General features: G+C 41.5%; 26 protein-coding genes. 8 read left to right on the plus strand and 18 right to left on the minus strand.

The features are described from left to right. Positions 1–4: 4 nt before the first annotated feature. From trmD to ffh, 4 genes are all read right to left on the minus strand, one after another. Complete coding sequence (trmD, locus tag J8L97_RS01265) at positions 5–772, minus strand: tRNA (guanosine(37)-N1)-methyltransferase TrmD (RefSeq protein ID WP_211047590.1); 768 nt, start codon at positions 770–772, stop codon at positions 5–7. Next, positions 773–1,306 carry a ribosome maturation factor RimM gene (gene rimM / locus J8L97_RS01270; protein WP_192506752.1) on the minus strand — a complete coding sequence of 178 codons (534 nt, stop codon included), beginning with the start codon at positions 1,304–1,306 and terminating at the stop codon, positions 773–775. Between the two features lie 17 nt (positions 1,307–1,323). Further along, a complete protein-coding gene (gene rpsP / locus J8L97_RS01275) occupies positions 1,324–1,572 on the minus strand; it encodes a 30S ribosomal protein S16 (protein ID WP_138589647.1) in 249 nt (82 codons plus the stop codon). A 245-nt stretch (positions 1,573–1,817) separates the two neighbouring features. Next, on the minus strand, positions 1,818–3,197 hold the full coding sequence (gene ffh, locus J8L97_RS01280; protein ID WP_192506751.1) for a signal recognition particle protein: 1,380 nt from the start codon (positions 3,195–3,197) through the stop codon (positions 1,818–1,820). A 165-nt stretch (positions 3,198–3,362) separates the two neighbouring features. On the opposite strand from ffh, the gene J8L97_RS01285 reads away from it, so the two are divergent. Both J8L97_RS01285 and J8L97_RS01290 read left to right on the plus strand, forming a co-directional pair. Continuing rightward, on the plus strand, positions 3,363–4,169 hold the full coding sequence (locus J8L97_RS01285; protein ID WP_210996111.1) for an inner membrane protein YpjD: 807 nt from the start codon (positions 3,363–3,365) through the stop codon (positions 4,167–4,169). Positions 4,170–4,230: 61 nt separating this feature from the next. Next, entirely contained in the window at positions 4,231–5,505 is a 1,275-nt protein-coding gene (locus tag J8L97_RS01290; RefSeq protein WP_192506749.1) for an HlyC/CorC family transporter, read from the plus strand. A 66-nt stretch (positions 5,506–5,571) separates the two neighbouring features. Here the strand turns inward: J8L97_RS01290 and J8L97_RS01295 are convergent, their stop codons facing one another. Next, a complete protein-coding gene (locus J8L97_RS01295) occupies positions 5,572–6,180 on the minus strand; it encodes a transglycosylase SLT domain-containing protein (RefSeq protein WP_192506748.1) in 609 nt (202 codons plus the stop codon). 313 nt (positions 6,181–6,493) lie between these two features. Here J8L97_RS01295 and J8L97_RS01300 point away from each other — a divergent pair, with 313 nt between their 5' ends. Together J8L97_RS01300 and J8L97_RS01305 are read left to right on the plus strand one after the other, a co-directional pair. Further along, positions 6,494–6,727: a hypothetical protein gene (locus J8L97_RS01300; protein ID WP_211047591.1), complete on the plus strand. Its 234-nt coding sequence runs from the start codon at positions 6,494–6,496 to the stop codon at positions 6,725–6,727. A gap of 418 nt (positions 6,728–7,145) precedes the next feature. Further along, entirely contained in the window at positions 7,146–7,337 is a 192-nt protein-coding gene (locus J8L97_RS01305; protein WP_211047592.1) for a hypothetical protein, read from the plus strand. A gap of 355 nt (positions 7,338–7,692) precedes the next feature. Here J8L97_RS01305 and gshA read toward each other — a convergent pair whose 3' ends face one another. Next, positions 7,693–9,270: a glutamate--cysteine ligase gene (gene gshA, locus J8L97_RS01310; protein ID WP_211047593.1), complete on the minus strand. Its 1,578-nt coding sequence runs from the start codon at positions 9,268–9,270 to the stop codon at positions 7,693–7,695. A gap of 60 nt (positions 9,271–9,330) precedes the next feature. Further along, positions 9,331–10,272, minus strand: a complete 942-nt coding sequence (locus J8L97_RS01315) for an NADP-dependent oxidoreductase (RefSeq protein WP_211047594.1) — start codon at positions 10,270–10,272, stop codon at positions 9,331–9,333. A gap of 79 nt (positions 10,273–10,351) precedes the next feature. Between J8L97_RS01315 and J8L97_RS01320 the strand changes: the two genes are divergently transcribed. Continuing rightward, positions 10,352–11,899, plus strand: a complete 1,548-nt coding sequence (locus tag J8L97_RS01320; protein ID WP_211047595.1) for a PAS domain-containing methyl-accepting chemotaxis protein — start codon at positions 10,352–10,354, stop codon at positions 11,897–11,899. 86 nt (positions 11,900–11,985) lie between these two features. On the opposite strand, the gene clpB is transcribed toward J8L97_RS01320, so the two are convergent. The 3 genes from clpB to rluD all read right to left on the minus strand — a co-directional run bounded on the left by clpB (position 11,986) and on the right by rluD (position 16,360). Then, on the minus strand, positions 11,986–14,559 hold the full coding sequence (clpB, locus tag J8L97_RS01325) for an ATP-dependent chaperone ClpB (RefSeq protein ID WP_210996106.1): 2,574 nt from the start codon (positions 14,557–14,559) through the stop codon (positions 11,986–11,988). An 89-nt stretch (positions 14,560–14,648) separates the two neighbouring features. After that, entirely contained in the window at positions 14,649–15,374 is a 726-nt protein-coding gene (gene pgeF, locus J8L97_RS01330) for a peptidoglycan editing factor PgeF (protein WP_211047596.1), read from the minus strand. Between the two features lie 8 nt (positions 15,375–15,382). Beyond that, the gene (gene rluD / locus J8L97_RS01335) at positions 15,383–16,360 is read right to left on the minus strand and encodes a 23S rRNA pseudouridine(1911/1915/1917) synthase RluD (RefSeq protein WP_192506735.1); all 978 of its coding nucleotides are present in this window, start codon (positions 16,358–16,360) and stop codon (positions 15,383–15,385) included. Between the two features lie 123 nt (positions 16,361–16,483). Between rluD and J8L97_RS01340 the strand changes: the two genes are divergently transcribed. Beyond that, complete coding sequence (locus J8L97_RS01340) at positions 16,484–17,242, plus strand: outer membrane protein assembly factor BamD (RefSeq protein WP_211047597.1); 759 nt, start codon at positions 16,484–16,486, stop codon at positions 17,240–17,242. A gap of 64 nt (positions 17,243–17,306) precedes the next feature. On the opposite strand, the gene glnB is transcribed toward J8L97_RS01340, so the two are convergent. Then, positions 17,307–17,645 (minus strand): nitrogen regulatory protein P-II, encoded by a 339-nt coding sequence (glnB, locus tag J8L97_RS01345; protein WP_010362263.1) that lies wholly within the window; start codon positions 17,643–17,645, stop codon positions 17,307–17,309. Between the two features lie 146 nt (positions 17,646–17,791). Between glnB and J8L97_RS01350 the strand changes: the two genes are divergently transcribed. After that, positions 17,792–18,328 (plus strand): GspH/FimT family pseudopilin, encoded by a 537-nt coding sequence (locus tag J8L97_RS01350; RefSeq protein ID WP_211047598.1) that lies wholly within the window; start codon positions 17,792–17,794, stop codon positions 18,326–18,328. A 265-nt stretch (positions 18,329–18,593) separates the two neighbouring features. Then, the gene (locus J8L97_RS01355) at positions 18,594–19,121 is read left to right on the plus strand and encodes a GspH/FimT family protein (protein ID WP_211047599.1); all 528 of its coding nucleotides are present in this window, start codon (positions 18,594–18,596) and stop codon (positions 19,119–19,121) included. A gap of 5 nt (positions 19,122–19,126) precedes the next feature. Here the strand turns inward: J8L97_RS01355 and J8L97_RS01360 are convergent, their stop codons facing one another. From J8L97_RS01360 to J8L97_RS01390, 7 genes are all read right to left on the minus strand, one after another. Continuing rightward, positions 19,127–19,546 carry a type IV pilin protein gene (locus J8L97_RS01360; protein WP_192506732.1) on the minus strand — a complete coding sequence of 140 codons (420 nt, stop codon included), beginning with the start codon at positions 19,544–19,546 and terminating at the stop codon, positions 19,127–19,129. Then, on the minus strand, positions 19,533–22,601 hold the full coding sequence (locus tag J8L97_RS01365; protein ID WP_211047600.1) for a pilus assembly protein: 3,069 nt from the start codon (positions 22,599–22,601) through the stop codon (positions 19,533–19,535). Before J8L97_RS01365 ends, J8L97_RS01360 begins: the two co-directional genes overlap by 14 nt. 1 nt (position 22,602) lies before the next feature. After that, positions 22,603–23,079: a pilus assembly protein PilX gene (locus J8L97_RS01370; protein WP_192506730.1), complete on the minus strand. Its 477-nt coding sequence runs from the start codon at positions 23,077–23,079 to the stop codon at positions 22,603–22,605. After that, positions 23,067–24,056 carry a PilW family protein gene (locus J8L97_RS01375; protein ID WP_211047601.1) on the minus strand — a complete coding sequence of 330 codons (990 nt, stop codon included), beginning with the start codon at positions 24,054–24,056 and terminating at the stop codon, positions 23,067–23,069. Before J8L97_RS01375 ends, J8L97_RS01370 begins: the two co-directional genes overlap by 13 nt. After that, a complete protein-coding gene (pilV, locus tag J8L97_RS01380; RefSeq protein WP_211047602.1) occupies positions 24,056–24,616 on the minus strand; it encodes a type IV pilus modification protein PilV in 561 nt (186 codons plus the stop codon). Before pilV ends, J8L97_RS01375 begins: the two co-directional genes overlap by 1 nt. Positions 24,617–24,815: 199 nt before the next feature. Beyond that, positions 24,816–25,481 carry a LytR/AlgR family response regulator transcription factor gene (locus J8L97_RS23900; protein WP_192506727.1) on the minus strand — a complete coding sequence of 222 codons (666 nt, stop codon included), beginning with the start codon at positions 25,479–25,481 and terminating at the stop codon, positions 24,816–24,818. Beyond that, positions 25,478–26,500, minus strand: a complete 1,023-nt coding sequence (locus J8L97_RS01390) for a sensor histidine kinase (RefSeq protein WP_211047603.1) — start codon at positions 26,498–26,500, stop codon at positions 25,478–25,480. Before J8L97_RS01390 ends, J8L97_RS23900 begins: the two co-directional genes overlap by 4 nt. Positions 26,501–26,503: the final 3 nt, after the last annotated feature.

Here is a 26,503-nt window from a genome sequence, read left to right on the forward strand (position 1 = left end):
TCTTCTAGCCACAAGCTTCTTGGTACTCATGCTGAAATTCAGCGAGTAGTGCCGCTTGCTCCTCAGTCAGAGCTAGGTTACGCAACAAGTCTGGACGTCGTAGCCAGGTTCTTCCTAATGACTGCTTTAAGCGCCATTTCGCAATTGCCTGGTGGTTTCCACTGAGCAATACAGCAGGCACCTGTTTGTCGTCCAATGTTTCTGGCCGAGTATAGTGAGGGCAATCTAACAAGCCATCCGAAAAGGAGTCTTGCTCAGCTGACTGGTTGTGCCCTAATACACCAGGCACTAATCGCGCGACTGCGTCAATAAGTGTCATGGCGGGTAGTTCACCACCGCTGAGAATAAAATCACCAATAGACCATTCTTCATCTACAAGAGATTCAATGATCCGTTCATCTATACCTTCATACCGACCAGCTACTAAAATCAATTTTTCAGATGCCGCTAACTGAGCAGCACCTTGTTGATCTAGTTTTCGCCCTTGAGGGGACATATAAATTACTTTAGCGCCTTCTCCAGCCGCAGATTTTGCAGCTAAAATAGCCTGTTGTAATGGTTGAACCATCATCAACATACCAGGGCCGCCACCATAAGGTCTATCATCTACGGTTCTATGCTTATCTGTTGCATAATCTCGTGGATTCCAACAGTTAAAATCGATTAAACCGTTTTTAACTGCACGTCCTGTAACGCCTTGTTGGGTTATCGCATCAAACATTTCTGGAAAAAGTGAAATCACTCCTACCCATAGTGGATTTTGCTGACTCATTTAAAAGCCTGGATCCCAATCAACAGTAATTTTTTTCTCTTCATGTTTGACTTCTTTAATAACTGAATCAGTTAGAAAAGGAATTAAACGCTCCGATTGACCAAATGCATCTTTTTTGTTTGCTTTCACAACCAAAACGTCATTTGAGCCTGTCTCCATCAAGTCATCAACAGTGCCTAAATCATAACCTTTATCAGTTACAACCGACATGCCAATGAGATCTCGCCAATAAAACTCCCCAGAAGGAAGTTCCGGCAATTGCGCTGAATCAACTGAGATTTCAGCATTGGTATACGCCATTGCTTCGTCTCGGTCGTTTACTTGCGCAAACTTGGCGATAAAGCCCTTGTTGTGACGACGCCAGTCGCTCACTTCAAGAGTTTGCCATTTACCTTGTTGCCCTATTAACCATGGGCTGAAATCGAAGATCCCTTGGGGATCATCAGTAAATGAATGTACCTTAAGCCAGCCCTTAATTCCGTAAGGAGCACCAAGCTTACCTACTACAATAATCGTGGTGTTTTCTTGACTCATGGTTACACTTACGCCTATTAAGCCGCTTTACGAGCGTCTTTAACTAACTTAGCTACGCGATCTGTTAGAGATGCGCCCTGACCAACCCAGTGTTCAACACGGGCTAAGTCTAAACGAACTTTCTCTTCTTGACCTTGAGCAATAGGGTTAAAGAAACCTACTTTCTCGATGAAACGACCGTCACGCGAGAAACGGCTATCCGCAACCACAATTTGATAGAAAGGACGCTTTTTAGCGCCACCACGTTGCAAACGAATAGTTACCATACCGTCCTCTGAATAGATTGACTGTTTTCATTAATAAGATTTACTTCCCACAATAGGAAGCTGGGGAATTGTACGAGTTTTTAGCCACAATGCAAGTAAGAAGTGCGGATAAATGACACTTAGGTAGATTAAATGCTGATCTGGGGGATAAAAAACAACCATAACATGGTGCTGCTTTTGTAATCAATAAAAAAGAGGCTGTTGCCTCTTTTTTATTTTCATCAAAGAAATAGCGATATTTTGCTCTAGAACTTAGGACCACCACCGCCCATCATTCCCGGCGGCATCATCCCTTTCATGTTGCGCATCATTTTCATCATGCCACCTTTACCCTTCATTTTTTTCATCATTTTTTGCATTTGGGTAAACTGCTTAAGCAATTTATTAATGTCTTGCACTTGCGTGCCTGAACCTGCAGCTATACGTTTTTTGCGCGAACCTTTAATAATATCTGGACGAGCTCGCTCTTTAGGCGTCATAGAGCTAATAATTGCCTCCATTTGTAAGAACGTTTTGTCCCCTACCTGCCCTTTAACAGCATCTGGTAAATTATTCATACCAGGCAGTTTCTCTAACATCGACATCATGCCGCCCATGTTTTTCATTTGCTTTAGCTGCTCTGCAAAGTCTTCCAGTGTAAAGCCATCGCCTTTAAATACTTTCTCAGCCACTTTTGCAGCTTTATCTTTATCGACTTTCATCTCGACTTCTTCGATAAGTGATAAAACATCACCCATCCCCAAAATACGAGATGCAATACGGTCAGGGTGGAACGGCTCTAGTGCATCCGTTTTCTCCCCTACACCCATAAACTTAATAGGTTTACCCGTAATATGACGGATAGATAATGCAGCACCACCTCGGGCATCACCGTCGGTTTTTGTCAGAATAACACCTGTAAGCGGTAATGCCTCACCAAAGGCTTTCGCAGTATTTGCCGCATCTTGACCTGTCATCGCATCGACAACAAATAAAGTTTCTACTGGTGTAATTGCATTATGAAGGTCTTTAATTTCATCCATCATGTCGGTATCAACATGCAAACGACCTGCTGTATCAACTAACACAACATCTATAAACTTCTTCTTCGCATGGCTTATCGCATTGTTTGCAATATCTACTGGCTTTTGCGAAATATCACTGGGGAAAAACTCAACATCCACTTCAGTTGCCAGTGTCTCTAGCTGTTTTATCGCGGCTGGGCGATATACATCCGCACTCACCACTAATACTGATTTCTTTTTACGTTCTTTTAAGAATTTAGCAAGTTTAGCAACACTGGTTGTTTTACCCGCACCTTGCAAACCAGCCATCATTACCACAGCTGGAGGCTGAGCCGCTAAATTAAGCTCTTCATTTGCTTCACCCATCGCGCTTTCAAGCTCTTCACGCACAATTTTGATAAAGACTTGGCCTGGGCTTAAGCTTTTTGTGACCTCAACGCCCACCGCTCGTTCTTTTACTTGTTTAACAAACTCTCTAACAACGGGCAGAGCAACATCGGCTTCAAGCAATGCCATACGCACTTCTCGTAGCGTATCTTTTATATTTTCTTCAGTAAGGCGGCCTCTGCCACTGATATTCTTTAACGTTTTACCTAAGCGTTCTTGGAGGTTTTCAAACATGTATAGGTTCCAATATATCGTAATTGCTGTGCATTATACTGATATGCACTTAACTAATACAGTATTCAAGTGCAGACAAAGATTCTTTTTAGAAACTCTATGCAAGCGGCTAGGCTTAAAATACAATAGCCTATCAAAGGAAATTAATTATTAGGCCTTAATCATATGTTGATTGTTAGCTTGTCTCTTATTGCCAGCGTTTTTTATGTGCTTGCCACCGGGCATGTGCTATCTCGCCTCTTTCATAAAGAAGGGCCTAGCCATAAATTGACAATCATACTCAGTACGCTCGCGATACTGACACATATGCTTGTTTTAGTGAATTCTGTGTTTACCATTGAAGGGCAAGATTTAAGCACCGTCAACGTCGCATTACTGACATGCTGGGTCATCGTTGTTAGTGTTACCACTGTGTCGCTTAAGTTCCCGGCAACCTTGCTGCTGCCTGTTGTCTACGGGTTTGCTGCGCTACTATTAACAGCGAGTTTGTTTATACCTCATCATATTGTTATGCAATCAATTAATGTCGATATTGGACTTGTCACACATATCTCTTTATCGTTATTAGCGTATTGTGTGCTGATTATTGCTACTTTATACGCCATTCAGTTCTTCTTTATTGATAAACGTTTAAAACAAAAAGACTTAGCTATCATGCATAGTCACTTGCCGCCTCTTATGCAGGTTGAGCGTCAATTATATCAATTACTTACAGTTGGCACTGCACTACTTACTTTGGCTTTATTGTCTGGTTTTATATTTCTTGAAGGAATGTTTGCAAAGGAATTTATACATAAAACTGTATTGTCACTGCTCTCATGGGCGATATTTACAGCCGTTACAATTGGTCATCACTATTTGGGTTGGCGCGGGAAACCCATCGTATTCACTATTATTAGCGCTTCAGGACTGGTTACTCTTGCCTATTTCGGCAGTAGATTCATTCAAGAAGTGATACTTGGTAAGTTTTAACTTGACTAACAATCCAAGCTAACGCTTAATACGCTTTCGTAAGAAAAAAAGGACTCCTCTGTTGGACGACATATCTACAAGCACCCTATTTATAATATTGGGTTTGCTTATTTTGATCTCGGGCTACTTTTCAAGCTCTGAAACAGGGATCATGTCAATTAACCGTATTCGGTTACGCCACCTCGAAAAACAAAATCACAAAGCAGCGAAACGTGTTAGTAAGTTACTACGTCGACCTGATAGGCTCATCGGCCTGATCCTTATCGGTAATAACCTCGTTAATATTGCGGCTGCGCAAGTTGCCACAATAATCGGCATTCGCCTATATGGTGATATGGGTATTGCCATTGCCACATTTGTATTAACACTCGTGGTGCTCATTTTTGCTGAAGTAACGCCAAAAACATTGGCCGCACTTTACCCAGAAAAGGTCGCTTTTCCCAGTTCAATAATTCTTAAGGGTTTACTTAAAGTTCTTTTCCCTTTTGTTATCGCGGTAAATTGGATAACCAATGGGATGTTGCGTATTTTTGGCATCTCAAATCAGCAAATAGAAGAGCATAGCCTAAGTAAAGAAGAGCTTAAAACTGTGGTGAATGAGTCAAGTGCGTTGCTGCCTTCAAATCACCAAAATATGCTCACATCCATTCTTGATTTAGAGCAAGTTACCGTTGAGGATATAATGATCCCGCGCAATGAAATTAACGCAATAGACATAAATGACGATTGGAAAGACATCTCTAAGCAACTCACCAATGCACAACACACCCGTGTATTGCTTTATCGTGACCAAATCGACGATGCTGTCGGCTTTATTCACTCCAGAGATGCGCTGAGGCTACTTACTAAAGAGCAATTCGATAAGCCTTCATTGTTGCGTGCCGTTAGAGAAATTTACTATATTCCTGAGAATACCTCATTAAATACGCAGTTACTTAAATTTCAACAAAGCAAAGAGCGAATTGGCTTAGTTGTTGATGAGTATGGTGATATTCAAGGGTTGGTCACACTCGAGGATATTCTTGAAGAAGTTGTTGGTGACTTTACAACCACGCAGACACGCGCGACAAGTGACGAAGTAGACGTACAAAGCGACGGTTCAGTACTGGTTGATGGTGCCGCTAATATTCGCGATATCAATAAAGAAATGACTTGGGAGTTGCCAACTGAAGGACCAAAAACACTCAGCGGCTTAATTGTAGAGTATTTAGAAGATATTCCGCAAACACAGCTCGGAATGCGTATTGCAGGCTACCCAATTGAAATTATTGAAATTAAAGAAAACATGATTAAGCAAGTCAAAGTATTTCCACAACAACGAACAGCAACAAAATAAGCATACAAAAATAAAGCACCAAACCATCAATTTGGTGCTTTAACATTACGTTTTTATAAGCTGTTTTTAAAAGAATAAACGCTCAAACCAGTTCTTATCTAAATCTGCTTCACAGCGTTTCAGTTGTGCGCCATAGCGACTCGCACGGTGTTTCACTTTATTCGCCACTGCCATCAACCATTTTTTCTTACGATAAGTACCGCGCTTGTAGCCGCCCCAACCATCGTGATAATTTAAATATTGTGCGTAAGCATCCCACTTAGAAATACCATTTACTTTATGGGTTTTATAAACAAACCATGCCATAAAATCTATGGCATCTTCGAAATCATCTCGGTCTGCACCTGAGTTACCTGACTCACGAATATAATCTGCCCAGGTCATTGTTTTAGCTTGCGAGTAACCATATGCAGAGCTCGCCCTACCTGTTGGAATGATCCATAAAAAGTATTCCATTGGCGGAGCCGCATCATGTTTAAATGAGCTTTCCTGATACATCATTGCCATCAACACATGCTTTGGGGCACCCCACTTTTCTTGTGCGTCTCTGGCATCATAATACCAATCTTCTTTTTCCTGAAAAATCTTACATAAATCATCAGGTTGTTTTGGTGGTGCCGTTGCGCACCCACCCAATATAAACAGCAAAGGTATAAATAATCGTTTTTTTGTCATCTTTTTTTAAACCTATTGAACTTTTGCAATTCTGGTGAGTCATAACTTATGAATGCAGTTATTTAGCATTGTTTCATCCCTGAATTTCAATTTACGCAGCTTCTATAGCTGCGTTTTTTTTGCTGCTACGTTTCCCTTCACCTTACTTCCAATATTAAATTCAGCATCATTTATCTACATAAAATACACTACATCAAACACAATCAATACCCTTTTCTCTAGTCAATAGTTCTGGGCCTATAAATTGATTGTACCTGAAAAAGCAGGCAAAATACGCTTGAAAAATACATCGTATTACATTAAAGGAATAGAGATGAAAAAAAGCATAGTCTTATTTGCATTAGGTATCACCTCGCTTAATGCACTCGCCGTTGATACCAGCACGATATCGATTACTGACGCGCCTTTTAGTGCTATTGCAAATGATATCATTGACGATAGTCATGCAATACAATCGGCCACTAACTTTGCAATACAAAACAATAAAAGTGTGTATATTCCTGCTGGTACATTCAATATTGAAAGCACCCTCGATTTCACCATGTAAGAGATTCATATCCGCAAAAATTAAAGTGACTGGCGAAAAAAGAGAGCACTCAAAACGAGTAACCTCTTCTAATATCAGTTTAATCACGGGGCTTATAGTGTTGAATCACATAACCGAACCTTGTAGCAAACCAATTCGCAACCGCAAGGCGTCGCCATTGATATACCCTTAGTCTCATATCGCTCTCATTACACACAACTTGATATCACAGGTTCTAATAAAGGGATCAACGGCAAATGGGTAATATGGAGTCGTTTTGAACGATTTATCTATCGGCAATACTTATTAAAGTAATGAACGATATGACGCGATTATAGATGCTGAAAACGGAGGTTCTATCACGACCAATGGCAGGACAGTCCAAGGTTAGTGGCAACACAATGCGGTACTCAAAAACCCCCAGTTAAGAGACAAGTTAGTGGCGATTGGCGGCCTTGGTAACTACGGCAACCAGTCAACACACTCTAATGGTATTATCATACAAACCGCATCTATTAGCTTGCCGGAAAATAGAACTTGGCGAGCACTGCAGGAGCGCATTGCTATATCTGGTAACGCTGCATACCGAGTGACTGTGCCAGATATTAGAGACGATTATGAACCCGTTTAGTCAGAATACACCCTTTATAATTTCGACGGCAATAACCGCTATGGCAAAGTCAGTCATTTTTCTAGCGTTCAGCGAGTTAAATACAAAGTTGAACCTGGAAAAGTATCCGCCAAGCTCAATTACTCTGGCGGTTGTGGTTTATCTCATAGTAAAACTATGGAAGAGAAAACACATTAAAGCTGATTTCACAATAATTGCTGATAATAAATACTAGGCTATGCGAAAAATGAATAAATTTATTTTAATTTGGAACTTTTTTGAAAGGGCTGAGTCATACCTTGTGAATGCAGTAGTTTAGCATTGTTTCATCCCTGATTTATATTTGCGTAGCCTTTTGAGCTACGCTTTTTTTTGCCTACGCTTTAGCAAAATAATCATCTAAAAAAGCGCTAAAAGACAACCGGTCATCGTTGCTGACTGCTTGCTCTTTTTCTTTAGATTTAGCGGCCTCATTGAGCAGCATTTGTTCGTTATAAACACTATACGACTGCTGCTTTGACGCTGCTTTATATGTGTGTGCAAGCGACAGCGCCATCACACCAGCATCTTGCTGTTCGCTTTTCAATAACCCAATTAATCTACCTGAATACGTAAGCGAACTATCTGTCACCCAAGCACTCAACTTTGCAATTGTATTAGAGTAATCTAACGTGTCGCACGCGCTGTCCATGTACTTTGCAACCGCCGCAAGATCCGTAAATATTTGCGTCGCCCATTTAGTAATGTTCACTGTGTGCGATGCTTGTTTTAACGCCAAATCTGGATTTCTACCTTGATTCACCACATTTTGTAAATTGACCTGCGTTAGTTGCTGTTCATCCCAATCCATTTCTGGTGATGATTTCAATAAGCAATACGTCAAAAATACATCTAAAAATCGGATCTGCTCAATATCAATACCGGTATCAGCAAAAGGGTTAACATCAAGCGCTCTGATCTCAATGTACTCAATTCCACCTTTCGCTAATGCTTGAGAAGGTGTTTCACCACTTTTGCTGTTGCGCTTTGGCCTAACAGGTGAGTAAAATTCATTCTCTATTTGCAAAATATTTTTATTTAACTGTTTTGGGTTATCACTTTTGTAATCAGTTAACTCACCGTATAAGTCTGAGTGACAATGAATTGCTGAACGCAAACCCGCAATATACTCATCTAAATTGTTATACGTCACTTTCAATGACGATTGGGCACTGTTCGTATAACCCAGATCGCCAAGGCGCAATGCCGTGCCATGTTCAAGATATAACGTACCTTTACCAATTTTTTCAAATGGTAAAGCACTGTCATTACCTTGTAAGAAAGAGCGACACAAAGAAGGCGATGCACCAAATAAATAGCTCACAAGCCACATTTCTCGCTTAAAGTTGCGGATCAAACCAAGGTACTGTTCCGAAATAAATGCTTGTTTGGGCTGCTTGTCATCATGGAGCTCTTGTAAGCTTTGCCATAATGAGTCTGGAAACGACATATTAAAATGCACACCAGCAATGGCTTGCATCACACTACCGTAGCGATTTTTTAACCCTTCGCGATACAATGTTTTCATACGGCCAATATTAGAGTTGCCGAATTGCGCCAAGGCTATGTCACTTTCATCGTTAATAAAACACGGCATACTCATCGGCCACAACAGTTCATCGCCCATATGCTCTAAGGTGAACTTTTGCAAGTCGCAAAGTTGTGCCAACGTCTCTTCTGCATTTTCGCCAGCAGGTGTAATAAACTCGAGTAATGATTCAGAGAAATCTGTCGTAATACTATTATGCGTTAGCGGGTGACCCGCTCCCTCTGGATGCGAAGTTTGAGCTATTTTGCCACTTGCTTTAATTCTTAGCGCCTCGCGCTCAATGCCTCGTTTTATGCCTTTAATTGCATGCTTATGCTTAGGCTGAGATAAAGTGTCTAATCGTGTTTTAAGTTCTGTAGTAATCAAAAAAGTATCCTCAAGCCAATACGGGCAATGTCATCTCAATGGGGTCAATTGTGTAAATACTCAAGCGGTAATTATAATTTTTCCGCAATAGTTACCTTGCTCCATATAACTATGGGCCCCAGATATATCGTCTAAGCAAAATGTTTTATCTTCATGCACTCGAATCTCTCCTGTTTGATATGCACTATATAGCGCTTTTAAGTCCGCTCTATTAGCGCTAACAACAAGACCACTTGCGTTAATACCAAGACTCTCTGCTTTAGTGCACATCACATCCTTTGACAAAGTAGGTACCGTTACAACTGAATTGCCCTTCTTTATATGCTCTAGTAATTGCAAACCACATTCGCCGCCGACTAAATCGAGCAAGGAGCAGTTATGCTGCGCACTGTCATAAAACGTGTCGTAACTCATAACACGTACATAAAGCGCCTGTAATAACTGATGAGAAGCTCGAGCGCTCAGCGCCACAACATCAAAGTCTAGCATTTTCGCAATTTGAATCGCTAAGTGTCCTACGCCACCCGTTGACGCATTAATAAACAATGGCTTGTCTTTATGATGCATAAGTTTCTGTAATGCCTGCCACGCAGTCAAACCTGCCAAACATAGACCGGCAATCCGTGGGTTTTCTTGCGCACCAACAACAATTAACTCACTTTGATTGGCATGAACATGAGTCGAATAACACCCAGGCGAATGAGCAAACCCTGCCATAGCAATAATGTGTTGGCCAACCTGAACGTCAGAGACATTTTTACCAACGTTCTCAACCACACCAAATACATCATACCCTAAAGCCATGAACGCCTCAGATGCTTTATTTTTAGCCACAAAGCCTAATCCCATCCGCGTTTTTACGTCAATTGGATTAACACTGCTGCTGATCACCTTAATTCGAACATCTTCCGCATCAAGATGTGATAGAGTCTGTGAAATATTGGTTAAAGCATCTGCGTTACCAAATTGGTATACGCCATAGGTTTGGGTTGTCTCATTCATTGTTATTCCTAACTTTTACCTATTGTTATAACTGACTATAATCTAACATAATTTCTGTGTATTCCCTATGGAGAAAAACATGCGTCGAGGGCAATCAATCACGAATGAAGAGGTCACATTTGACGACTCTCAGCAACTCGTATCAACAACAGATTTAAGAGGCGTAACAACGTACGCAAATGAAGCTTTTTGCGCTATCTCTGGGTTTTCTGAGAATGAACTCGTAGGGAAAAATCATAACATAGTGCGCCACCCGGATATGCCCAAAGCAGCATTTAAAGAGCTGTGGGAAAAACTTAAAGAGGGGCATTCATGGCGGGGAGTCGTAAAAAATCGTTGTAAAGATGGTCGCTATTATTGGGTCGATGCTTTTGTCACTCCGATTTTTGAACGAGGCCAATTGGTCGGCTATCAATCTGTGCGCGTCAAACCTTCTGAGCAATTAAAGCAACGGGCACAACGCTTATACACGGCCATCAATGCGGGTAAACAGGTATGGCATTGGCGTGAAAACATCGGAGTGCGACAAACTATCAGTATAATTGCGATTTTATCGAGCCTTATTTTGCTTACCTTACAAGCTGGGTGGCTTAGCGCAATCATTACCAGTGTACTACTCTTATCATTGCTTTTTATAAACTACGATGAGCTTATAGTTACACCCGCCCAATTGGCCAAACAGCGTGCTGAATTTGATTCTGTCTCTCGGTATATTTACGATGGGCATGCCCCTTTTTGCATTGCAAAATACAACCAAGGTATGCTGCAGGCCAAGTTACGCACTGTGCTGGGTCGAATGCAAGATTCCACCATTACCTTTAAGGGTATTGCCACCAGCTTAGATGAAAAATCCAGTCATACCGAGCAAGGAATAAAAGCACAAAGCCAACGGCTAAGTTCAATGGCCACCGCAATGTCTCAAATGAGTGTAACAATTGGCGAAATATCTCACAGTACAAGTGAAACTGCCACAAAGGTCGATACAACTCAAGCACATTGCAATGATATCAAAGCAACCATGACTGATAATGCCAGTATGGTTAGCTCTTTGGCCAACCAAGTTGATGAAGCAGCGCAAACAGCAACTACACTCGCAAATGAAGCTGATAAAATTGGCCAAGTCATGACCGAAATCGAAGGAATTGCTGAACAAACAAATTTACTCGCATTAAATGCAGCCATTGAAGCCGCGCGCGCAGGCGAACATGGCCGAGGATTTGCTGTTGTTGCAGATGAAGTACGCGCACTTTCATCACGTACACAAAATGCTACCAGCCATATTTATAACTCGATTAAAGAAATCCAAGATACATTACACAACTGGTCAAAAGTCATGCAGTCGACCAAAAACAGGGCTGACAACTGTGTACAAGCGAGCCAAGCAAGCCAAGAAGCGCTTGAAACTATTTATAACCAAATAACTGACATTGCCAATTCTGCGCTAGAAATTTCCGCGGCGGCTGAGCAACAACAAGCTGTGAGTACTGACATTAATACCAATATAAATACCATCAGCAATCATGGTGAAGAGAATTTACAGTTAAGCTATAAAGTCGCTGAAGATGCCGCAAAACTGGTTAATAGCGCAGAGAAGGTCAATGGTATGCTCCTAACATTTAAGGTATAAGGACGTAACAACTTTCTACATCACAAGTGGCGTAATAACATTATATTATTACGCCACTCAACACGTTAGAGAAAACCTAGAGTTGCTTATTTTAGAAAAACAATTTCTTCATCTTGAACATCAACCACAATACTATCGCCACTGACAAACTCACCAGATAACAACCTTTGTGCTAATGGATTTTCAATATACTGTTGAATAGCCCGTTTTAAAGGGCGAGCGCCAAATACGGGATCGAAACCACTTTGGGCAATTTTTTCCAAAGCATCTTTGGTCAAATCAAACTGGAAACCTTTTTCATGTAACCTTGCAGTCAGTTTAGTGAGCTGTATTGACGCTATTTTCTTTATGTGCTCTGTGATCAATGGATGAAACACCACCGTTTCGTCGATTCTATTAATAAATTCAGGTCTAAATTGCGTTGCTAGTTCATTCATGACCCGTTTTTTTAGACCCACATAATCATTGTTACTTGCTTGCTCCTGAACAATATCTGAGCCTAAATTTGAGGTCATGATGATCACGGTATTCTTAAAATCCACCGTACGACCTTGGCCGTCAGTCAATCGACCATCGTCTAATACTTGCAGCAATATATTAAATACGTCTGGATGTGCTTTTTCCACTTCATCGAGCAATACAACTGAATATGGACGACGTCTTACCGCCTCAGTTAAATATCCGCCTTCTTCATACCCTACGTACCCAGGAGGCGCTCCGACGAGTCGTGCCACCGAGTGCTTCTCCATAAATTCTGACATATCTATTCGGACCATGGCATCTTCAGTATCGAACATAAAGTGTGCCAATGCTTTGGTCAGCTCCGTTTTACCAACGCCTGTTGGTCCTAAAAATAAAAATGAACCAATAGGTCGATTAGGATCGGCCAATCCAGCCCTAGAGCGACGAATCGCATTGGAGACCGCATGAACGGCTTCATCTTGACCAATTACTTTGTCGTGTAACTCATCTTCCATTGCGAGTAGTTTTTCTCGTTCACCTTGTAGCATTTTTGCCACGGGGATCCCTGTCCAACGCGATAATATTTCCGCGATTTCATCTTCACCGACTTGATTTTTAAGCAAGTTCATTTCTTGCATTTCCGCTTGTGATGCTAAGTCAAGTTTGCGTTCTAATTCGGGGATTCGGCCGTATTGCAATTCTGACATGCGCTGCAAGTCACTTGCCCGTCTGGCAACTTCTAAATCTAAGCGGCTTTGTTCCAACTCAGCCTTAATGACTTGTGTACCCTGCAATGATGCCTTTTCAGCATTCCAAACTTCATCTAATTCTCGATACTCCCCTTCCAATTCAGATATTAATGCTTGCATCTGTGAACGACGCTTTTGGCTCGCTTCATCTTTTTCTTTAGCCAATGCATTATCTTCGAGTTTGAGCTGAATGATCCGACGCTCCAACTTATCCAACTGTTCAGGCTTTGAGTCAATTTGTAGGCGTATAGAGCTCCCAGCCTCATCAATCAAATCAATTGCTTTATCTGGCAATTGGCGATCAGAAATATAACGATGTGACAAGTTGGCCGCTGCAACAATTGCTGGGTCGGTGATATCAACAGAATGATGTAACTCGTACCGCTCTTTTAACCCTCGCAATATTGCGATGGTGTCTTCCACATTTGGCTCACTGACAAATACTTTCTGAAAACGGCGCTCCAATGCGGCATCTTTTTCAATATATTGTCGATATTCATCAAGTGTGGTTGCTCCCACACAGTGCAGTTCTCCACGCGCCAAAGCGGGTTTTAGCATATTGCCTGCATCCATTGCACCGTCTGTTTTTCCAGCGCCAACCATCGTATGTATTTCATCAATAAATAAAATAACTTGGCCTTCTTCCTTGGATAGCTCGTTTAGAACAGATTTCAAACGTTCTTCAAACTCACCTCGGTACTTTGCCCCTGCTACCAATGCTCCTAGGTCAAGCGAAAGAACACGTTTATTCTTCAATCCTTCAGGGACCTCGCCATTGATAATTCGTTGTGCCAGCCCTTCAACAATGGCTGTTTTACCGACCCCTGGCTCACCAATTAAAACGGGGTTATTTTTAGTTCTTCGTTGTAAAACCTGAATCGTACGACGAATCTCATCGTCTCTGCCGATGACGGGATCTAGCTTCCCTTGCTCGGCACGCTCAGTTAAGTCAACAGTGTACTTTTCAAGCGCTTGACGTGTTTCTTCTGCATTTGGATTATCAACCTTTTGACCACCTCGAATGGCTTTTATCGCCGCCTCGATTTTAGGTTGAGTAATATTCAGTGCCTTGAAAATCTCGCCTAAGTCAGCTTTGTCTTCGCACGCTGAAAAAACAAATAGTTCGCTTGAAATATATTTATCTTTACGCTTTTGTGCGTACTTATCACATAAGTTGATCAAACCAATTAAATTATGTGATAACTGAACGTCTCCACCAATACCTTCAACTTTAAATACTTTCTCTATGGCTTGAGATAACTTAGTATTCAGCTCATCAGCACTAATCCCAGCTTGCGCTAGCAGTGCGCGGACACTTGAGCCTGTTTGCTGCAACAAAGCATACATTAAATGCACAGGTTCAATAAATTGATGGTCTCGGCCCAAAGCTAATGATTGGGCATCAGAAAGTGCTGCTTGAAATTTACTGGTAAATCGGTCCAAACGCATAAGGTATATACCTATTTATAACTATAACTTGTTATTAAATGGGTATGATTTGTGAAATCTTCAAGTCAAAAAGCTGAAAACTCTTTGGATTAATTGCGCCAGATCACACTGGCCATGCGACCTGTTTGACCATCGCGTCGATAAGAGAAAAAACGTTGAGAGTCAGTGACTGTACATAGTTTATCAGTATACACCTTAGTCACGCCTAATTCGGCTAACTGACGAGTCGCAATCGCGAATATATCGGCCAAATATTTACCCGTATTTTGTTCAACAAAATCGCTACAATGTGCGCTATCTAAATCACAAAACTGCGCAACCACTTCAGGGCCAACCTCAAACGCATTAGGACCGATTGCAGGACCCAACCAAGCAAAAATATCACTCGAGTTACAATGAAAATTCGCTAACGTATTCGCCAATATACCGGCAGCCAAAGGTCGCCACCCGCCATGCACGGCAGCAACTTCTCCACCGCATTTGCTCGCTATTAATATGGGTAAACAATCAGCAGTCATAATGGCAAGCGGCTGCAAACGAGCGTTAGTATACAAAGCATCGGCTTGCGGCCATGGCGTAACTGACTTTTTTCCATTTACGACAAATACACAGTTACCGTGTATTTGTTCAAGCCAAATGGCTTTAGCAGGTAGATAAGCACTAAGCGCTTGATGATTTTTCACAACGATGTCGTGTACGTCACCCACATGATACCCTAGGTTAAAACTTAGGAATGGCCCAGTCGATGCACCACCACATCGTGTGGTTGATAATGCACCAACTTTATCTTGAATAGGCCAATTAGGAAGGATCACAGCAAAAACTACAATGCCAAATCGGGATTTTCTTTTGTATCTGCGCGTAACGCTTCAGTGACTATTTGCATGTCATCAGGAATAGGCGCTTCCCATGTCATAATTTCACCTGTAATTGGGTGAGCAATACTCAATTTGATCGCATGCAGTGCTTGGCGTTTGAAGTCTCTTAGTTGAGCAAATAACTCAGGTGTGGCATTACGTGGTGGGCGTGGTCGTCCTCCGTAAAGTTGATCACCAATGAGAGGATGGTTTAAATGCGCCATGTGAACACGAATTTGGTGAGTACGACCCGTTTCTAATCGTAAACGTAAACGCGTGTGCGCTCTAAACTTCTCAGCAACACGGTAATGCGTGATTGCAGGCTTGCCCATTTCATGAATAGCCATATGTGTACGCTTGGTTGCGTGACGACCTATCGGCTTTTCAACCATGCCACCCGCGGTCATTGTGCCATTACATAAAGCTTCATATTCACGCGTAAAGTTTTCGCGTGCCTGTAAGTTCTTTACCAAATGAGTTTGTGCTTGAATCGTTTTTGCTACCACCATCAAGCCTGTCGTATCTTTATCTAGACGATGCACAATACCTGCACGAGGCACATTAATAATATCAGGGTGATGATGCAGTAATGCATTTAATACAGTCCCATCAGGGTTGCCCGCGCCAGGATGCACAACTAAGCCCATCGATTTATTGATCACTAAAATATCATCGTCTTCATAAACAATATTTAACGGGATATCTTGTGCCTCATATTCACGAGGTGCTTCAATAAGCGTTTCAATAGCCACCACTTCACCACCTAGTAACTTTTCTCTAGGCGTATTAAATACTTCACCATCAACGGTGATTTTATCATCCAAAATCCACGTTTTTATTCTTGAACGTGAAAAATCGGGGAACAATTGCGCCAAAATTTGGTCTAGACGTTTACCACCTAGCTCAGTAGGGACTTCAGCTTGAAGAGAAATTTGCTCTGACATCTGTAACTTTACCTAAATTACCAGTGCAAGCTTTGCTCGACTGGGTTAGAATCGCATAATTGCATAGTTTACTCGGTTTTGCCCACTTGGCCTAGCCGAAGACAACAAAGGTAGTAAAATAAAATGATAATGAACTTAGGGAAGCGCGCCTTTGCTATCGTAGTAAGCGCCTCATTTTTAGGATTAGCGGCATGTTCGTCCGCACCAGAACAAGAAGATATCGAACGCGTACCAAATAAATCAGCGCAAGCATTATATGATGACGCAAAACAAACATTAGACTCCGGACTTTATGCTAGAGCCATTGAACTATTAAGTGCTATCAACTCTCGCTACCCATTTGGCCCTTATTCTCGCCAAGTACAGATGGATTTAGTGTTTGCACACTATCAAACAGGCAATACAGAACAGGCGCTTGCCACTATCGACCGCTTTATTCGCTTAAACCCAAACCATAAAAACTTAGACTACATGTATTACATGCGTGGCTTGGTCAATATTAAGGCGGATAAAAATGCGTTTCAGGAATACTTTGGTGTTGACCGAGCTGACCGCGATGCAAGTCGCACACGAGTCGCTTTTCAAGACTTATCTACACTCGTAAAAAGCTATCCGAGCAGCCCTTATATACCAGAAGCGAAGAAGCGTCTAGGTTGGTTGTTAAATAGAATGGCCCGATACGAAATAAAAGTAGCTGAATATTACTTCGAACGTGAAGCGTTCCTTGCGGCAGCTAACCGAGGAAAATATGTTGTTGAGCATTACTCTCAAAGTAGCTACCTCAATGAAGCCCTTATGATCATGGAAAAAAGCTATGACAAACTTGGGTTAAGTGATTTAAGTGAGCATGCTAAGCAAACTAGAGCTCTAAATAAGCGCTAAATACTTTTTGAATAACAAAAAGCCGCAATATTCATGCGGCTTTTTAGTTTAGAACCAATCTCATTTAAATCGCTTCTTCATCTTCTTCACCTGTACGAATACGTACAACGCGCTCAACATCCGTGACAAATATTTTGCCATCACCTATTTTACCTGTTTGCGCCGTCTTAAGAATAACATCAATAGCCCTATCGACATCTTCATCTGCTAATACAATATCGAGCTTAACTTTAGGCAGAAAATCAACCATATACTCTGCACCACGGTACAACTCTGTGTGACCTTTTTGACGACCAAACCCCTTTACTTCACACACGGTCATACCGGTAATACTGATATCGGATAACGCTTCTCTCACATCATCTAACTTAAATGGCTTTATAATTGCTTCTATTTTCTTCATGATTCTTTAGTTTTCCATTGGCAGTGTGTCGATTTTAGTCAATCCTAAAACCGTTAGCAAACAAAGAGATTGGATCTCAACAAAAAACAACGTCATAATGAGTAAAACTAAAGTATGAACCTCGCTCTTTAGCCTTGGAGTATACAATGAGAAATATACGTGGCTTCACCTTAATAGAATTATTGATCGCAATTGCTATCTTGGGCATACTCGCCGCTCTCGCCTTATCTGGTAGCAACAACTTAGCACAAAACAATCGTTCAGAAGCATTTTTACTCGACTTAAAAAGAACGATCTCATTTGCCAGAGCAAAGGCAACAACCAGTGATGAAATTGTCATCGCTTGCCCTGTTAATCCTTCGAAGCTGGCGGCCCGTAGTAATATGTCGTGTGAAAATAACTGGTCAACTAACAATGTTATCGTGTTTATTGACGCCGATAATAGCGGTGCTTATGACAACAATGATACTTTATTACGTGCTATGGATTTATTACCTAACGGTGATAAATTAACATTTAATGGCTCACGCAGAATTCGCTTTGATAGTAGTGGCAGAGTAACATCTGCCACTGGTAGATTTATTTATTGCCCATCAGGTGGTGACAAAAAGAGCAAAGAACTCACATTGGCTGTATCGGGTAATGCTTTTTACACCGGTGATGTTGACCAAAACTGTTCTTAACGCAATAAGAAATAAATTGTGGCCTAACGTGTGTAGTGTGAGCATGAACTACATTGACGTCTTCTCGCTTTTTACTAAAGTTATATCAATTACATTAAAAGAATGATCAAATTTTACGGCAAATAAATACCTTAGTAACCGGAAAACATCGATATGTAATTAGTCAGCATGAATAATTTTTTACACCACCAATACACCATTTAATTTACTTAAATGGGTTTTAGGAATATTGGTGTGTCACAAAAAGCGATATGGAGATCCATGGATGGATACCTTAAAGAGACAAAATAGTTATGCGTTTACCATGATAGAGATGCTGATAACAGTGGCTATTATGAGTATTTTATCCCTACTTTCTTTGGCCAGTTACTCAGAGATATTATCTAACCATCTACCCGAACAGCACTTGCGTCTAGTGAAAAAAACACTCACGTTCGCACGAAGTCAGGCCATGATCTTAGATAAAAATATCACGGTATGCCCTCTCATCAATAACAAATGCCAACCGAAACAGTGGCATAAACCGCTTACCGTTTTCATCGATAATCAAGAGTTACGTATATTTGGTCAAAATGACAAACGACTTATTATTATTGATGCTATTAAGCATCCCCATAACTTCACATACCCACGCCGCGCTATTGTTTTTAAACCTAATGGCAGTATAAAAGGCTTCACAAACGGCACATTTGTATACTGCATCGAAAGAAAGTCAGGCAAGCAAGTCGGACTTGAGCTGACTTTGAGCTTGGCTGGCCGCTCTAGATTAAGAGCAACCGATAAATGCAAATGACTAATTTATCGTTCCCAACACTCATCTGCGGAGCCCGAGCCGGTATTCCCTTTCAGCCCTAGCTCGTTTATTGTCAATGTTGTACATACTGAATCAGAACTGACAGGGCCCCCTTCTGCGGTTGCAGTAATAATGAACGTACTATTATTGACTGTCGCCGCAATAGAGAAGTAACCATTTTCACTAACAGCAGGTACACCTATGTCTTCTAAGTCTGTTGTATACTGCCGGTTATCAACAAAGAACTGTTCTTGTTTATTCGCTGCGTCCAATAAAATCACCATAGCGTCGGCACGAGCAGCTCTTTTTGCATAGCGTTCATAGTTAGGAATGGCAATTGCTACCAAAATCCCGATAATCGCAACCACAATCAATACTTCTATCAAGGTAAAACCTTGTTGCCATTTTGCGCTATTTCTCATCATGTTCTTCCCTTTTATAAATATATAATTGCTGTGTTTGCAAACCAAAATTCAATGGTGCGGCTGTTAACACGACCTTGCCATCGATGGTGATCGGCGCGCCATCCCCCTTCACTTCAGGTGTAATAAACGGCACTCCCGATGCTGGCCCAAAGTCTTCACTATCATCACCTGAGGCAATGGCTGGCCCTATCATTCTCACTACGGCTCTGCAATAGTTTGAATCTGAGCTTGAAACCCCTGTCGGTTTTTCACAGGTAAAGTAAGGCTGAGGAGCCTCGGGTACGTCCGTTTGAGTATCAAAACTCACATTATTATAAACTTTGGTACCGTAATGTAAGTGAAATGCATAAAGTTTTCCTGCACCTGCTTCTACTTCACACTTTGTTGCTGTGGCTGGAGGTGTAAACGATGTAAAGTAAGCCACGCCCCCGGCAACCGAAGCTTCTGACAATGACTTTTCAGATGAGCCCAAGCGGTATTTCCAACCATGGAATGTACCTAATGTCCCTTCTAAATCGGTAAATCGTTCATAATTATTCAGCCGCTTCGAGAAAGGGTCATTTGTGACATTTAATAAATCCTTCACTTTAATCGCCTCCGGAATATCATCCCCCTCAAAAGATTTCGTCACTGAGTTTTCATCTCTTATCATGAATAAGAAATCAACGGTGCCTGTTGATGATGGGCGAGTTCGATTACCTGAACCAACTAAGATGGCTTCATAAGGTGTATCTTTTCGTGTTTTGAGGTCACCATTGCTGGTTTCTGTAACTGAAACCTTACTAAAATAGGTTCTCGCGACTACAGGGGCATGATAAAAACGTCTATCATTTGATACAGCGTTTCCTGCAAGCAGAGCCAATCTAAAATGCGTCCACGGCTTATCTGAGTCCCTTGGCTCAGCACCTGGCATATCTACTCGCCATACACCACCGCCGGTATCTGCCATGTATAAACGATCATCAAAGCCATCGTAGTTTGAGTCTAACGCAGCAACCCCACCCACGATGCTATGGCGACCTTTAAAACCATTATCACGTGTTAACGCCCAAATTAGCTCCCCTGTTTCAGCTTTAACAATAAAGAGCCCCTCCCCAATGGAATCATTACTCTTGGAAACATTATCTTTATTGGTATCGTATCCTGCAGTAAATATCACAACAGGATCATCACCTTGATTTTCTATATGTGTGACTAGAGGCTTGGCCCATGTCTGACCGAGCTTTGCAAAGTCACCTGTTCCACCCGTGATTGGCCCACCCCACATAACCTTTGGCGAGTCAGGGTTGGTAATATCTAAAGCATAATATTGATTACCACCACGACGAAGACCAAAAAACAGCCAAACTTTGTCTCCGGATGACACGAGGTTATCACCATCTCTATCATCATGATAAAGTGTAGATTGCCCATCTACTCCATATAACTTGGTGTCTTCTTGATTATTTTTTTGCGCTTTAAGCACAGGTAGCAAGCTTTCCGGAATGAAGGCCCAGCTTTCGGTCATAGTATTGCCTTCATCTTTAAACATGTGCAAAAAGCCGGCGTTGGTGCCAATCAAAAGTCGGATATTTGGGTTCGCCTCTGTACCATAGTTAATAGATACCACTTTAGAGTGTAATGGGTCACCAAAAATCGTCTCTCGACGCTCATTATCATTGCCGTCATTATCTTCATCATCAACATCAATACCTGTCGCCCACTGCATGATGCTAGACAACTCCGTTGAAGATGCATTCATTTTGTCTGCAAATGTATCAATATCATTGCCATACTGGCGAAGCGCTTCCGCATATGTAAAGTCATGTAATGCTGCATCACCAAAATCAGAGTAAATTTTACGGGTATTTTGTCGACTCAATTGATAATTTACACCGCCTTTATCAACCGCATTGCCATCTTTTGAACCAGGCTCAGACCAGAATGTTGTCGCATTTTGATCTATTTTCCCATCACTATCGATTGCTGCTTTTCCCGCCATATCAACTAACAATTTATTATCCTGCACTTTGAGTTTTTTTAAATTGCCTTTCCACCGTGTATGAGTCTCAGGTAAAAACATCGTGTAATACAAAGAGTCGCTGCTTTTGGTTTGATTACCTGTATTTGCAGCAACAGGCAATGCAAAGCTGTCTGCTTCTTGACGAATACTATTTGTAACTGATTCGAATGCCGCTGATAGTTGAGAAGAGGTATTTGCTTGTAAATATTGCCCTCCCCCTAGCTCAGCCGTTTCTTCAAGGATACTCTCACCGCTAGGGCTCATACCCGTACCGAAACCAATGGTATATACTCGCCCTTTATGATTATTAGTTTCATCACCATCGTAAATATCAAAGTCATCACCGTTACCATGAATTGACCGAGCTAAGGCTGGCATATAATTATTACTAATCGGCGCCGCAACTCCAAAGTTAGCACGATACAAGTTTTTAATACTTTCATTTCTACCCGTATCTCCTGAGGGGTCACCATCTGTCATCACAATAATATTAACGGAGTTATCACACCGTTCAGGATCCCCTGCATTTCGATGAAATGGTGAGATATAGCTATCCCCATTTTCAATACTAGTGTCTCGTCCCCCAACATTCACAGAGTAGTCTCGTTTATCACCCGTTAGATATAAATACGCTTCCCACAATGTCTCACTTAAAGGCGTAGAGCCATTAGCAACTAAATTACCGATTTGTGACTTAATCGTTGATTGACTGGAACCTATACCAGCTAAAACATACCCACCGCTTCCCCCATTAAAGCGCATTAGGCCAAATTCAATATCCGAATTATCGTTGACTAAGTCTGTAATTGCACTTTTGGCCACACCTAGGCGACTATCCGAGCATAAATTATATCGACCGCGATAATAGTCATAACCACAACTGCGACCTGTTTGGCTTGAAAACGCCATGCTACCTGAGGTATCAAAAATAATCATCACCCGAGGCTTTTCATCTACCTCTATATTATGTTTTACGTAAAGCTCTATATCTTCGGCTATTGATTGAAATGTTGCCACGCAGCCAAGCAATAAAATTAGCATCATATTTTTCATATTATTTCCCCGCGCTCGCACTGATCATCTGCTGGCCAACACCCACCACAACTGTAAGCCGATGCTTTGCTCGTGTACCATATTCTACTGTCGTGCTGATCTCAGTTAAGTTACAAACAATGCCTTTGGTATATTTAAATGACCGAGGGCAGTCCAATTCTTTTGGGCCGTTATTTAAGCCTCGCATGACATTATCCGTGCCATGCATCCCATCAAATGTATTATTCTCGGCTAATTCAAGTTGATTAACTGACATCAAGAAACGACTCTGACTATTGCGATTCCCCTCTTCTAGAATAACCCTCTGTACCTCTCCAACCAGTAAGTTCTCAGCTTGTTCTCGCTCTTGTGCTGCATTGGTAATTTTTAAATCAATGCTGCTACTGCTCATTAAGGTCACAGCCACTGCCGTCACTGCAACAATCATGATCATCGCGGTTACCAATACAATGCCATTTTGGTTCTTTATATTCGCCATGCCATAGTCCCATTAAGTCTGATGGTGGTAGAAAAAACAGTGCGTCGATAATTATCTGAAAAGGTATGCGTTCTGCGGTCTGCGTCAAAGCCTAATGTGTAGGTGCGACTATTTAACTTCAAGCCAGGATCCGGCTCTAGCGCTCTTACAAGCAGATAAATTTGCACGGTTAAAATACCATCATCATTTTCCCAATTTGATGTACTCATATCTGGTGTACTGCGATACGTGTCAACGCGATAATCACCGTTGGTATCTAGCCCAAAAACCAGTCGAAAATCTTCAATGCCTTCCATGACTGTTTCTTGATACATTCCCGTTCGAGTTAATCGCAAGCGTTGTAAAGTGGGGATGTCTCGCTCGATATTATTAATCGTTATTGTCTCAGTTGATAGAAAGTAAACATGATGGCTGTATGGCCAAACCGTTGAATTTACAGTCGGTAAATTAATGGTATTGGCACCGGAAACAAACTCAGCTCGCTCTTGGTCTGAGATAAAATAGAATCTATTGTTATCAACCCCCTGAGCTACCCCTCCATTGAAAACAACAGGATTTCCTTCTAACAATTTTAGTTGAATAACATCAGTACTTTTTACACTACTAGCAATACAATCTAATACATTAGACCCATCTGAAACCTCTGCGTAAACAGGCCTGAAATTCGTCGGCGTTTCATCCGGAAAGCTGCCATTATTTAACCCCCCAAAGCAATCGTTGTTTGGGTTTGACACACTTTCGACATTTTCTTCGGTAAACCCTTCATCGTAAAAAGTCCCCCAAAAGCCAACTTGCTCAATATCTCGTTGTAAAATAGACAAAGCTAAGCGACCCGTTTCTTGCATTTCACCAATCGCCATCGTATCCCGAGTCGTCACCTTCATACTAATATAGGTGGCAATAACCCCTCCTAAAATCAATACCCCAATGAACATAGATATCATTAACTCAAGCAGAGAAAACCCATTCTTTTTCATTAAATCCCCCTCGCAAAAACAAAGCTATTCAGCACAACCAGTCGACGTTGATCATCATTTGTGCCGCAGTTTATCGCTTTAGTTTCATCCGTTGCCTTCATTTTTTGTCTGCCGCGCCATGACACAATCACTTCAACATCAAAACCTCGACCTTGGGTCCCTGCCGATGACTGAGGATTAATACACACCGTCGTGTCATCCAAGGTACCGGTATTCTCTCTCGCCCTAATCGCTAATTTCCATTGCTCTAAATCTAGCGCAGCAATTGCTGCACTCGAACACTGCGCACCAAAACAACGTCGTTGCGCATTTAATGGGGTCTGGCTTGTGAATGTTAACTTATAATTACTCGACAATTGCACTGAATCATTGACTCTGATCCTCTGCATAATATCATTTGCTAACGCGACGGCTGCCGCTCGCTGCATAGAATCGAAACTCGCTTGTTTGGCTTTTGCTTGCAGCGCTACCGCGCCCAATAACCCAAAACTCAGTACCATAAATGCAATGAGTACTTCCAATAGCGTAAAACCATTTTGACGGCTGTAAGAGGGGGCCATTAAAAAACCTCAGGTGAAAATCTTTGCTATGCTAAGAATAAAATATTCTAAATATAACTCAATAACCAATTCTCTGAACGGTCAAAATCTCAGATGAACGGATTGCCTATGAAGCAGGCGACTATAAAACGAGGGAGGAAGTGTATTTAATCTTGGCTGATACTAAAAACCGCAAAGGAACATGACAGGTTAACAACCGTTAGATGAGGCCTTTAAGGTCTTTTGCTGCGCGTCGGCTTACAGGTAAAAGCTCAGAAAATCCTTTTAATTTTAGTAACAACCCAGATGATGATGATCTCAAGGATTCAATTGCATTGCGCCGTACTAATGTATTTCGATGTATCTGAATAAACGCTTGAGGATAAGTCGCTAGTAAGCTTTTAAGACTTTCATCAATAACTGCCTCTCCTCCTTCAAACCAAATATGGGTGTACTTATCTTCCGCTTTGGCAACCATTATCTGAGCAACATCCACCGAACGGGTTTGTCCTGCCAGTTGATATTGGATTTTCGGAGAATAAAATCGAGACATAACAGCTTCTAACTGTTCAAACTGTACAGGCTTTACCAGAAAGCCTGATGCAAACACGTGAAACGCATCTAATGCAAATTCAGGATGAGCCGTTACAAAAACAATCTTAATATTGTGATTCGAATGACTTAAGCGCTGAGCCACCTCTAAACCACTCAACCCTGGCATATCAATATCAAGCAATAGTACATCCGGGTTTTCTTGATTCACAAGCTCTAACACTTGCGCTCCATGCTCCGCCATACCGCAGCAATCAAAGCCAGAAAGATTACCCATTAGCCTTTTGGCTCTTTGTCGCGCTAGTGGTTCATCATCTGCAATTAAATACTTCACAGCTTCACCTGTAGAGGAAGAGTTAGAGAGGCAAAATAACACTTATTTGCTTGTTTTATTTCGAGCTTTGCCTCTGGACCGTAATGCAAAACAAGGCGTTCTTTTATATTGCGTTGTGCCATACCTTGCCCTTTATGTTTGGAAACATCAGTACCTATCGTATTACTGATGGTAATTTTTACAGCATGGTCGAATGCTTCAACTGAAATGCTTATTTCACCGCCGGCGATAAGTCCTTCAACACCATAATTTATTGCATTTTCAACTAAGGGTTGAACTGTTAAAACTGGCACCAAAATATCGGGTATAGTAGCCGGAAGAGACCAATCTACTGACATTTTATTACCAAAACGCCACCGCTCAAGTTCAATATACTTCTTTGATAATGCAAGTTCTTCAGTAAGCGGAACTAGTTTATTAGGATGCATAGCCCATTGCGATAAATTTGCGAGCGTTAATACTGCTTGCTCAGCGGAGTCTGAGTCTTGTTGTGTAAGTTCTGCAATCGTATTTAAACTATTGTAAAAGAAATGCGGTCTGATCCTAGCATGTAAAGCATCAAGTTCTAATCTAGATAAAGTAGCATACGTGGTAATTTTATCGCGAAAAATAGCCATGAAATGCAAAAATAAAAAAGTAACAAATAGACAAATTGCACTATTCTTGGCGATAAAAGGCCAATCAAGAAACTCTGCGGATGTCACCTCAAATACGGCAACACCTAAGCTTAATAGGAAAGTGATTACTTGGAATACGATGACAATAACGCTGTATTCGAAAATACCTGAATATCTATTTAAGTAATGCTGTAGCAACGAAAGTACAGTAAAGCCAATGGCACTTACGCAGTGAACAAATAAACTTATTATGCCCAGCCGAACCCAAATAGATTCATAACTCATAGGAGAAAAGGCCAGTAATAATGCCAGAGTCTGCGAGGCGACTAGCATAGCCAGTACACCCCGTTCAGTGACTATAGCAGGGAGCAATCCATTGGTTAAATCAGGTGACTTAAACATGGC

The sequence above is a fragment of the Pseudoalteromonas sp. MMG012 genome, assembly GCF_018100875.1.
Classification (GTDB): Bacteria; Pseudomonadota; Gammaproteobacteria; order Enterobacterales; family Alteromonadaceae; genus Pseudoalteromonas; species Pseudoalteromonas aurantia.